Source organism: Candidatus Viridilinea mediisalina, assembly GCF_002532535.1.
Taxonomy (GTDB): Bacteria; Chloroflexota; Chloroflexia; order Chloroflexales; family Chloroflexaceae; genus Viridilinea; species Viridilinea mediisalina.
Genome location: NZ_NQWI01000150.1, coordinates 1 through 10,102, shown reverse-complemented (window position 1 = coordinate 10,102; position 10,102 = coordinate 1). Strand labels below are relative to the sequence as shown.

At 61.9% G+C, this 10,102-nt stretch carries 10 protein-coding genes; 4 read left to right on the top strand and 6 right to left on the bottom strand.

All coding sequences use genetic code 11. The features are described from left to right. The first annotated feature begins 156 nt into the window (after positions 1–156). Positions 157–504 (top strand): hypothetical protein, encoded by a 348-nt coding sequence (locus CJ255_RS19555; RefSeq protein ID WP_097645771.1) that lies wholly within the window; start codon positions 157–159, stop codon positions 502–504. A 111-nt stretch (positions 505–615) separates the two neighbouring features. Here CJ255_RS19555 and CJ255_RS24970 read toward each other — a convergent pair whose 3' ends face one another. The 3 genes from CJ255_RS24970 to CJ255_RS19540 are packed head-to-tail and all read right to left on the bottom strand — an operon-like array spanning position 616 to position 1,562. Beyond that, positions 616–801, bottom strand: coding sequence for a GmrSD restriction endonuclease domain-containing protein (locus CJ255_RS24970; RefSeq protein ID WP_097645770.1), 186 nt, complete (start codon positions 799–801; stop codon positions 616–618). Between the two features lie 21 nt (positions 802–822). After that, positions 823–1,158 (bottom strand): XisI protein, encoded by a 336-nt coding sequence (locus tag CJ255_RS19545; protein WP_097645769.1) that lies wholly within the window; start codon positions 1,156–1,158, stop codon positions 823–825. Beyond that, positions 1,146–1,562 carry an element excision factor XisH family protein gene (locus tag CJ255_RS19540; protein ID WP_097645768.1) on the bottom strand — a complete coding sequence of 139 codons (417 nt, stop codon included), beginning with the start codon at positions 1,560–1,562 and terminating at the stop codon, positions 1,146–1,148. Before CJ255_RS19540 ends, CJ255_RS19545 begins: the two co-directional genes overlap by 13 nt. Positions 1,563–1,621: 59 nt before the next feature. On the opposite strand from CJ255_RS19540, the gene CJ255_RS19535 reads away from it, so the two are divergent. Continuing rightward, a complete protein-coding gene (locus CJ255_RS19535; RefSeq protein WP_097645767.1) occupies positions 1,622–2,353 on the top strand; it encodes a sensor histidine kinase in 732 nt (243 codons plus the stop codon). Between the two features lie 484 nt (positions 2,354–2,837). Here the strand turns inward: CJ255_RS19535 and CJ255_RS19530 are convergent, their stop codons facing one another. The 3 genes from CJ255_RS19530 to CJ255_RS23765 all read right to left on the bottom strand — a co-directional run bounded on the left by CJ255_RS19530 (position 2,838) and on the right by CJ255_RS23765 (position 6,653). Continuing rightward, complete coding sequence (locus CJ255_RS19530) at positions 2,838–3,365, bottom strand: transposase (RefSeq protein WP_097645766.1); 528 nt, start codon at positions 3,363–3,365, stop codon at positions 2,838–2,840. A 422-nt stretch (positions 3,366–3,787) separates the two neighbouring features. Continuing rightward, entirely contained in the window at positions 3,788–6,145 is a 2,358-nt protein-coding gene (locus CJ255_RS19525) for an SUMF1/EgtB/PvdO family nonheme iron enzyme (protein ID WP_097645765.1), read from the bottom strand. Between the two features lie 349 nt (positions 6,146–6,494). Continuing rightward, complete coding sequence (locus CJ255_RS23765) at positions 6,495–6,653, bottom strand: hypothetical protein (RefSeq protein WP_165774824.1); 159 nt, start codon at positions 6,651–6,653, stop codon at positions 6,495–6,497. A gap of 345 nt (positions 6,654–6,998) precedes the next feature. Here CJ255_RS23765 and CJ255_RS19520 point away from each other — a divergent pair, with 345 nt between their 5' ends. Together CJ255_RS19520 and CJ255_RS19515 are read left to right on the top strand one after the other, a co-directional pair. Continuing rightward, entirely contained in the window at positions 6,999–8,600 is a 1,602-nt protein-coding gene (locus CJ255_RS19520; RefSeq protein ID WP_097645764.1) for a Kelch repeat-containing protein, read from the top strand. Beyond that, on the top strand, positions 8,597–10,024 hold the full coding sequence (locus tag CJ255_RS19515; protein ID WP_097645763.1) for a C40 family peptidase: 1,428 nt from the start codon (positions 8,597–8,599) through the stop codon (positions 10,022–10,024). The genes CJ255_RS19520 and CJ255_RS19515 overlap by 4 nt, the downstream gene beginning before the upstream one ends. Positions 10,025–10,102: the final 78 nt, after the last annotated feature.

Sequence of the window (10,102 nt, the reverse complement as noted above, 5' to 3'; positions counted from 1 at the left end):
ATAGCCGATAGCCGATAGCCGATAGCCGATAGCTGATAGCCGATAGCCGATAGCCGATAGCCGATAGCTGATAGCCGGACATGGGCGTCTCAATGCGCTTGAATGTCATGAGGCATGCGGCCTGTTCAATGGTAATTGGTATAACAGGAGATTTTCATGGGGAATAATCCGCAGATCACCCATCCCGAAACGGCATGGCTCGTCACCCTCGTGCCGGTGGCGCTGGTCATCCTCGCCGCATTGCTCATCATCTTCGTGCTGCGGCGTCCGGTGGCGATGGCCCTGGCCCGTGTCAGCGACTCGCGGGCGCAGCAGCACGCGAGCAACCTGCCCGCACAACTCATTCCCGATCCGACACTGATCTACGTGGCCCCGGCCCCCTCGCCGCAGGCGGCGCTCATCTTGAGCGCCACGGTCGCCGGAGTGCTGGTGGTGGGCATGCTCTTCGTCATCCCGACGCTGGTCGGGCTGCTGCTGATGGGGCCAATCACCGCCTCGCCGTGACGCAGTGGGAGCGCATGGGTGGTGTTCTCACTTCTCTAATTCAAATAATCGCGATCTCGTCATAGATTTTTTCGCTAAGATATTGGCGCGTTCTTTTATTTGAGTACATGCTCATGTATTTTGTTTTTTAATGTATTCATCTATCGGATAGTTTATCTTAATGAGATGTGCTTTTTTATGTTCAAATGACATTTGTGTTAATTCCCGATTGTTCGTTTGCGCATCTAATAATATAAGATTTCCTATATTGCCAATCAACAACATAGTTGTATCATCGGGTGCCGAGGATTCTGGCATTATATGTTCAGCCAAAACAGCCTACGCCACAGCATACCCAGTAAATTGACGCACACCCGGCTCTTGAAAGCCTAGCACAATCTGATCTTTTGGTATCCCTGATTCTACTAAATCATAGGTTATCCCGCGATCGGTGTCGTCGCGCTGTACCCATATCTTTTCATTAATGATCTCGATGTGAACAAGACAGCCATGAATGCGCCGCACGCCATCCCATCCCTCGGTGATGAGCATAAAGCTGTTGCGTGTGGTATCAAATACCGGTTTGCATTGAATATTGCCATGGGCATAGGGCGTCTCGGTGTATGAGAGGAGCACGCGCTGGATAATCTCTTGGTAGTGCGTTACGGTATCCATTGAATAACCTCCTCATGATCGGGACGAAACACGATAAGGTGTAAATCTTGTTGCTCTATCAGAAGCTTGCCAACAGGTTCGTCAAAAATGGCAAAGAAGGTTGCTTCACGCACCGCCAGGTACAACGTGCGTTCTGGCTCGGTGGTTTCCAGGATGGTGCGGTACAACACAAATTGGCCAAGCGCATTGCGTAAATCTTCGATCTCTGACGGGCCGATAAAACTTTTGATCTCAACCGCAATCTTCTGATCTTGTTGTTCTGCTGCAATCAATGCTTCTGCACCTAAATCTACATACATATCTCTGGTGCCCCACTGCAAGCGCAACGGGTCGTGTGTGATCCGCCACCCCGCTTTGATGAGCGCATGTTTGACCATGTTGTGGTAGATGTCGCGCGCGGGCATGATCGTGATCCTTACAGTTTTTTCTTGATACTCCTTCCATCATTATACACAGCTTACGAGTGGACGAACACCATCAATTGACGACGGGGATCGCCCACGATCTGCGTCACGAGGCGATGGGCCTCGTCTGGATGGTGGAGTGGCTGATCACGGCGCTGCATGACGGGCAGACCGCTGATGCCCAAACATGTGAGCGGCGGCTGCAACGCTATGTGCGGCGGCAGGTCGCGTTTGCGCGGGATCTGCACGATGTGGCGTTGGTGACCGAAGGGCGCTCGTTGCCCCTCCATCCCACGTTGGTTTCGCTGAGCGAGTTAGCGGTGCAGTTGGTGGATGAAGTGGCACCGAGCATCGCAGGCACGGCGATACGCATGAGTGTCGAGACGCGACCTGGAGTCGGTGCGGCGTGGTGTGATCCAGAACGCACCGAGCGCGTGCTGCGTAACCTGCTCCGCAACGCGATTGCGGCGGTCAAGGCCGCAGGCCCATCCGAGGATGCGCGCATCACCATCATTATCGCGCAGGATGGTGAGACGTTGCTGCGTTGTGCGGTTGTCGATTCGGGCTGTGGCATCGCCCCCAATCACCTCACGATGCTAACCCACCGCTTTGTGCGGGTGCGGCTCCCCGGCATGCACGGCGATGGCATGGGCATGGGCCTCACCCTGTCGGCGCAACTGGTGGCATTGATGGGCGGCACGCTCACCATTGATTCATCGGGAGTGGGCATGGGGGCGGTGGCGTCGTTTACGGTGCCAGCCTATGCGAGCGGGGTGGCGAGGGGCGAGTGATGAGCCATGCGTTTTCCATGAATGTGTGGTGGACAATACAACACCAAGAATCTCGATGCCTTCCCCCCTCTCCCACAACGTGGGAGAGGCTTGCCCTGAGCTTGCCGAAGGGGGCAGGGGGTGAGGGCCATCCCTCGCACCCCAAGAACCTATCCGTGGCTTCGGGAGTGAATGATTTGCCCACCCCATCACCACACAAACGTAGGGGCGTAGCAGCGGCCCCCAAGGGAACCATGCCCATACCGTGAACCAAAGGCCGCTGCTACGCCCTGCCAAGAGAACCATGTCCGCACCACATGGCGATGGATTCTTGTTCTTCCCCGGATAGGGCGTAGCAGCGGCCCATACATTCCCTCCTCCTCGGCGATTCTTGAGGAGTGCCGCTGCTACGCCCCTACGTTCCCTTATGATGGGGATGCGACGGGATGCGACGGGATGCGACGGGATGCGACGGGATGCAATGAAACATATGGCGCTTTCATATTTATTTATGCTGTTCAATATAATGCCGTATGGCGACAAGCTCAGGCTCATCACGCACCACCCGATCATGGTAGTTACGTTGCCAAACCTTGCGCTGCTCACCAATGATACCCTGTAGCCGCCGTGCGACCGCTGCCTTATACGAGCGCACAATGGCCCCCAACGAACCAGGGGCAACCGGCAGCCCAAAGGTTCTCACCATCTCGTCTTGATCATCCGTAGATTCTCCGGTGGCCCCATCCGGCGGATCAAACCGATCAACAGAGGGCGTCAACACAATAATCCCGTGAACATGATCGGGCATCACCACCCAAGCATCCAGTCCAACCCGCACCGCCGAACGCCCCCGCCGCCCCGCATCGGTCAAACGGAGCCACTGCTGCTCTGCAATCGCCCGTGCGCTTGGCTTGGCAAACAATGGCTGGCGTTGATAGGTACAGATCGTTACAAAATAGCACCCGCTCTGGCGATAATCATAGCCACGCAACCGCAGTGAACGCCGATGGTGTCGTTCTGGATCGTAGGGCATCGTGTTGCTCCTCGCGCTCATCGAATTCCTCCTCATAGATATACCGCTCATATGGGCAAAAAGATACGGTGGTATTTTCGATGTTGCCAGGTTCATCCATCGTGCGCGCACCCATCCATCACGTCGCGCATGGCGATGGATTCTTGTTCTTCCCCGGAGAGGGCGTAGCAGCGGCCCATACATTCCCTCCTGCGCGGTGATTCTTGGGGCGGGCCGCTGCTACGCCCCTACATTCCCTTACGACGGGATGCCATGCGTTTTCCATGAATTTGTGGCGGAGATCACCAATCCATCACCACACAACGTAGGGGCGTAGCAGCGGCCCCCAAGGGAGCCATGTCCATATCGTAAACCAAAGGCCGCTGCTACGCCCTGCCCATCGGCATCGCAGAATTCAGAACGCAGAAAACAGGATTCAGAACTCAGGAATCAGAACCAATGCGCGAGCGAGGGGAGAGAATAACCCGAAAACCCCTGACGTAGCTGAGGTCGAGGCCGGGAAGGCCGCGGAGCCGCGCCCCGCAGCGAACATTTGTACTATTTTCGTGATATGCGCCCCCCCGAAAAAGTACATCGTCATCACGGCCTGTAAAGTCTTTTGCCAACGCATCCGCCCCCTCAGGGTATGCCTTAGAGCTACTGCTCGCCAACTCCCAAACCGTCCCGGCCAGATCAAGCGCACCACATGCGGCAGCGCCCGCCGCACAGGTGGCGACATCGGGCGCGCCTTCGTTCGATGGCCGCTCAAAGACGGCGTGGCGATCTGTCGGTGCCGTCTCGCCCCAGGGGTAGTTGTGCCGATGCCAAGCGGCATCGTAGGCCGCTGCCACCTCCCACTCCGCCTCACTCGGCAGGCGCACCGTGTAGCCCTGGGGGAGCCTGAGCTGGGCGCTGAGCCAAGCGCAATAGGCCATCGCCTCGTTCCAAGTCACTCCGGTCAGTGCTTGGCGCGGGCGGTGGTTCCAGGGGGGGTAGTTCCACCTCCAGGGTGATGATAGTTCATTTCGCCGATTCCACCAACTCTGCGCCGTCCACCAGTGCCGCTCGTGGTAGCCGCCGTCATCCATGAAGGCGGCATACTGGGCCACAACAATAGGCACACGGGCGATCCAGAAGGCGGGCAGGGTGAGGTTGGCGTGTCGTTCGTCCCGCTCCCAGCCACCGATGCGGTAGGTGCCGGGGCGCACGTAGCACCAGTAGCCCGCCGGTGCGCCAAAGTGTTCGTTGCGCTGGGCAACCTCGTCGTGCCACTGCGCTATGGTGACCGGGATGCGCCAGGTGGTGCTGGCTACGGGCCGCGCTGCGGGGGCGGGGGGCGGCTCGGCGAGGGGCGGCTCGGCGGGGGGCGCGAGGAGCTTGAGCAGGGTTGTGGTGAGGCCCAACCCTGCCCCTACCCCCACGCCCAACCCTACGCCCACCCCTACCGCCGCGCCTACGCGCTCCCCCGCGATCCCCGCCGCGAAGAAGTGGAGCAGCCACGGCACGGGCGCTGGCTGCGGTGGTTGATCGGCACTGGTTGGCTGCTGCGCCGCCGCTGCCTCGCGTTCCACCCGCTCTGCATAGGCCACGCCAAGCGCCCGTTGGCCCACTTCGCTATGGGCCATGTGCTGCAGCAGGCGCACCACTCCTGCGGTGTAGTGTGGTTCGGCAAGGGCCGTGAGCAGGTGCATGTGAATCTCCCCATACTCCTCACGGCTCATGCGGCCTAGCCGCTTGATATAGTCCTGACGGATCTGCTTCACCAAGCGCGTCACCTCAGGCGAGGCCAACGTATCGAGCGCCAACATTTCGCGGTGATCCAAGAACTGCTGGGAGGCCAACGGCAGCAGCAGATGGGTCACTATCGTGCGTCGGGTTAGCGGGTCGTCCGCATCCTCGCTCGGCTTCCAGTTCAGCGCCACCCGTGCCATACGTAGGCAGAGCGCAGCGAAGGGCAGCATAGCACTCTGCGGCAGGCTCGGCGTGGCCTGAAGCGTCGCGGCTGCCTCACGCGCCGCCATGCGCTGCAACATGGCGAGGTAGTCACGCAGGCGCTCCTGGTGCTGCACGATCTGGTAGATGGTGTTGCCCTTGTAGAGATCGCCGCCAGCCACATCCCCCTTGAAGGTCACGTCACCCACATGCCCACTGATCTGAATCAATGCCTGCTGCCCATCGCGCAACGCCACCACTTCCTTGAGAATCTGGTCAAGCCGCGCATCGCTGCGGTCGGCATGGGCCGTTATCGCGGCAATGATGAGATCAGCCTGCGCCACCACCACCGCCCTCAACGCCTCATCAGCCAGCTTCAGACGCGCCATGTCGGCGCTGAGACGCTGGAGCAGATCGTACTGGAGACGCAGCACCTCACGCTGCGCCCCCTGCTCCTCGGCAATGGCTGCGAGGGCCAGCGGTACGGCATCAAGTTCCTTCAGGAGGGTGGCCAACTCAGTGGCGAGCGTCTGGTTATTGGTAGCAGCCGCATCGAGGCGCTGGGCCAACGCCGCAAGCCATGCCGGATCGGGTTGATCATCGGCAAGCGCCGCCCGCATCCCGTCGGTAGCAAGGTTGCCTACCCAACCCGCGAGGGCGTTCATGCCCATACTGGTGAGCCACTCGATCAGCGGGCCAGTGGCCAGCGCCCCCGCGCCCAGGCCAGCAAGGAGTGGCGCGAGGCCCGCTGCGCCCAGCAGGCCCACCGTTGCCGCGCCACCCGCCCCGGCGAGCAGCGCAGGCCAACGGGCGTGGCGAATGCCATCACGGGCGGTGGTGAGGGACGGGGCTTCGGCATCTGGGGGCATGAGGCGCTCCTCGTGCGTAAAGATAAACCTTGATCAGCAAGTATAGCCGATCTGCTTTGAGGATGGCAAAGCCCAGGAGCGCAAGGGGTGTGGCGTAACGTGTTGCACCGCTCGCTTGGTGTCCCCCCTAGTTGGACGAACAACCCATGTTCCCCTGACGTAGGGGCGTAGCAGCGGCCCCCAAGGGAAATCATGCCCATACCACAAACCAAAGGCCGTTGCTACGCCCTCCCGGTGCAATACCACGATGCCATTGGGTGCGATGGAAGGCCATGCGTTTTCCATGAATTTGTGGCGGGCAAATCGCCCATCGCACCCGCCGTGCATTCATGATGAAGACGATCCCCCATTACCCCGCAACGTAGGGGCGTAGCAGCGGCCCCCAAAAGAACCATGCCCACACCGTAAACCAAAGGCCGCTGCTACGCCCTCCTAATGGAACCATGCCCGCACCGCGCATGGCGATGGATTGGTGATCGCCGCCGGGCAGGGCGTAGCAGCGGCCCATACATTCCCTCCTTCGCGGTGATTCTTGGGGAGGGCCGCTGCTACGCCCCTACGTTGGGTGCGCTACGGGATGCTTGCCTTCACGGAGAGGGCGTAGCAGCGGCCCATATATTCCCTCCTTCTTGATGATTCTTGGGGCGGGCCGCTGCTACGCCCCTACAGGTGCGTATGTCGGGATGCATGCCTACTCCCCATCCCCTGTTTCACACTTCGTTTTTTCGGCTATACTAGAGGCGGCCTCGCTTCACAATTTTTCCTGCCCGTGCGCAAGGGCATAGAGCGCGTCTTTCGGAGCCTGATTTGATCAGCAACGCTCCGAGGGGCGCTTTTTTTTGTGGTTTTTTTCATGCATGCTCGTTCCCTCTCTCTCTTGCTTCTCTTCGTCGTCGCGCTCGTCTTTGGGCTGAGCGCGTGCGGCGTGCCATCGCGCCTGAGCTATGGGCAGCGTATGGCGACGGCGGAGACGCAGGGGTGCTGGGAAGGGGCGCTGCGCACGCCGTTGCCGGTGACGGTCACGCCGCTGCCGGTGACGGTGGAGCCAACGCAGGTGGTTAACCCAGGCGATCCGACCCATACCCCGGCCCCCAGTGCGACGCCGCTGCCCACGACGACGCCCCTGCCGCGCTGTACGCCGCAGCCGGGGGAAACGTTGGAGCCGTGGCCTACCCCGTGGCCCACGCACGCGCCCGTGCCGACGCGCACCAACGCGGATCACCAGTTCCCCGTGGTGGATCGCCAGTCGCTGATGCTCCTCCCGAATCCCATCTTTGGGATGTCGCTCGCCGTTCACCCTACCGAGGGCTGGCCGGTGGTGGCTGCCGTTGATGTTCCCTTTGGGCAACGTGGCGCGGTGCCACGGGTCTTTGTGCGGGTCTACGACCCGGCGCGGGGCGGTTGGCAGCCGACGCAGCACGTCAGCACCCATGCGAGTGCGCCGGAGCGAAGTCGCACGGTGGCCGTCGCCGTCGCCGGTGATGGCGCGATCCATGTGGTGTGGGGCGTGACGGAGTTCCCCGCGATGGGCTTGTATGCCAGCACGAGCCGCGACCGGGGGCAGACGTGGAGTGCGCCGCATTTGCTCGGTTCCTACCGCGCCGTTTTGGATGCGACGGCCACGCTCGATAACCACCTCTTCGTGTTGGCGCTGCGCCACGAAGCGGCGGCTGACGTGGATCTGTTCCATCGCACGCCGGATGGGGTCTGGCAGCCCAAGCAGACCGTCCCCACCAATGGAGCGACCTGGTCTTCAAGTGCCGGGGCGCTGCTCGTCGTGGGTGATGGGGTGCCAGGGGTTCAGCGGGCGCTTGTGGCAGCGGTGACAACCTATGGCAGCCGTGTGGATCTCTACCGCAAAGGATGGGATGACGCCACTTGGACGATGCAGCACCGTATGGTGGGCCAAGAAGCGCTCTGGACGATACGGGGCGTTTCGGTCGATCTGCCTGATGCGAACGGCGGTGGGGTGTCATCGCTGGTTGGGTTGCAGATGAACCCACGCTTCGGGGCGGGTGGCGTCTACGCGCTCACCTCGCGGGATGGTGGGGTGCAGTGGGGCGAGGCGGAGGAAATTGTTCGTGCTGATGGTGCCACCATTGAAGCGGTGGCCGTCGCCGCCGATCCGGTGGCCCAGGCGTGGATCTCCGTCTGGACGTGTTGTGCCGGTGGGCTGTGGGGCAATGGCGAGAATACCCACTTCGCCAGTTGGCGCACGCTGGATGCTCCCGCATGGAAGCCCGCCTCGTTTGCCGAGCGCGTCCCGCTGGTGAGTGGCGGGGCTGCCGTGGGTTCTGTTGCCATCGCCCAGCCGCGCAACCTGCCCATTGTCTGGATGGCGTGGGTGGAGAACGCGCACGAGGTCATGATCCGCACGCTTGATGTGCGCCGTATCGTGCCGACGTTAGCCTATCCCACGCCCACGCCGACGAGTCCCCCCGGAGGTGCGCCATGAGGCTGACCTCCACCCCTTCAAAGAAACTCACGCGAAGGCGCAAGACCGCGACGGGTTGGCATGCTTACGCCAAACCCCTTGCGCCGCTGCGCCCTGGCGTCAAGAACCCCGTCGTCTCTGAACAGTGTTGCCCCATGCCGACGGCCCACCCGGTTGCTGGCTCGCGCTTCGCGGTGTACCTCCTGGCCGTTCTCATGCTGCTGCCCTTGTTGGCGTGTGGTGGGCTGGCTCACCTTGACCAGGTGGCCCCCGTGGAGGGATCGCCCGGCTGGGCCTGCCCCAGCCCCACGCCGCGCCCGTGGGGGCTGAGTGGCCCAGAGAAGTCACGCAACCCGCGTCCGACGGCGGTGCCAAGCGGCCCGCAACAGGATGACGTGGAGTATTACGCCGAATGGGAACAGGAATACCCCGACAGTACCTTGCGGCCCTTCCCCAGCCCGACCCCCTACGTGCGCATGGGGACGACCGCTCGTTTTGGGCAGCGTATGCGCATCCCTCCCGTCTTTGCCTTGGTCACCGCAACCGGGGGAGCCGTACAAGCCGACGGGCAGCAACTGCACACCATCAGGATCGAGTGGACGAACCCTACCTCGCGCACCATCCCGATCCACTACGGGGCGCAGGTGCAATTAACGGGCGTGACCGGCGCCGATGGGCGGGTGGCCACGGGCGTCTGGGCAACGAGCAGCGCCGCGCTGCGTCGTGCGGGCAACCTTCCCGACGATGCGGATGTAGGCCTGCCCGACACGATCCCGCCCGGGGTCACCGTGGTAGACGTACCCATCTTGGCCCCGCAAGGCACGCCCCATACCGTCGCCCTGACGCTGCATTGGGCTGCACCGCCGCTGCCGCCAGGGACACCCACGCCAACCCCGACGCCCAACTCCGACCTGCGCGCGCCGGGGGCGCAGACCCTCCGCGTGCAGTTTGTGAATGAGCAGCCCCGTTGGTACGAACCCGATGAGCCGGAGTGTCGCCATCCGGGGGCGACGACGCCGTGGGACGACGGGGCCGGCGAGGGGATGCGCGCCGTTCCGCTCGACCTCCCGCCGGGGGCGAGTCGGGTGGTGCAGATCGCGCTCGCACAGCAGGGCAAGCCCTATGTGTGGGGCGCGAAGGGGCCGCACGCCTTCGACTGCTCCGGGTTGATGACCTGGGCCTACGCCCAAGTTGGCATCAGCATCCCTCATGGCACATCCGGCCAATGGCCGGGCATGCGGCCCGTGCATGCCGCTGCCGTGCAGCCCGGCGATCTCGTCTTCTTCGCAATAGAAGGGAGAGGAATCGATCACGTCGGCATGATGATCGGCGGCACGCGCATGGTGCATGCCGCCAGCCCCGCGTTAGGCATCCGCATTGATGACCTCAATTCGCCCTACTACCGCGTGCCTGGGCGATTGCAAGGGTTTCGGACGGTGAGGTGAGGGATGAAGGATGAAGGATGAAGGATGAAGGATGAAGGATGAAGGATGAAGGATGAAGGATGAAGGATGAAGGATGAA

What these genes read in the sequence shown, in the direction of transcription:
- CJ255_RS19555 (WP_097645771.1), top strand. Translation starts at nt 157, where the DNA reads ATGGGGAATAATCCGCAGATCACCCATCCCGAAACGGCATGGCTCGTC.
- CJ255_RS24970 (WP_097645770.1), bottom strand. Translation starts at nt 801, where the DNA reads ATGCCAGAATCCTCGGCACCCGATGATACAACTATGTTGTTGATTGGC.
- CJ255_RS19545 (WP_097645769.1), bottom strand. Translation starts at nt 1,158, where the DNA reads ATGGATACCGTAACGCACTACCAAGAGATTATCCAGCGCGTGCTCCTC.
- CJ255_RS19540 (WP_097645768.1), bottom strand. Translation starts at nt 1,562, where the DNA reads ATGCCCGCGCGCGACATCTACCACAACATGGTCAAACATGCGCTCATC.
- CJ255_RS19530 (WP_097645766.1), bottom strand. Translation starts at nt 3,365, where the DNA reads ATGCCCTACGATCCAGAACGACACCATCGGCGTTCACTGCGGTTGCGT.
- CJ255_RS19525 (WP_097645765.1), bottom strand. Translation starts at nt 6,145, where the DNA reads ATGCCCCCAGATGCCGAAGCCCCGTCCCTCACCACCGCCCGTGATGGC.
- CJ255_RS23765 (WP_165774824.1), bottom strand. Translation starts at nt 6,653, where the DNA reads ATGGGCCGCTGCTACGCCCTGCCCGGCGGCGATCACCAATCCATCGCC.
- CJ255_RS19520 (WP_097645764.1), top strand. Translation starts at nt 6,999, where the DNA reads ATGCATGCTCGTTCCCTCTCTCTCTTGCTTCTCTTCGTCGTCGCGCTC.
- CJ255_RS19515 (WP_097645763.1), top strand. Translation starts at nt 8,597, where the DNA reads ATGAGGCTGACCTCCACCCCTTCAAAGAAACTCACGCGAAGGCGCAAG.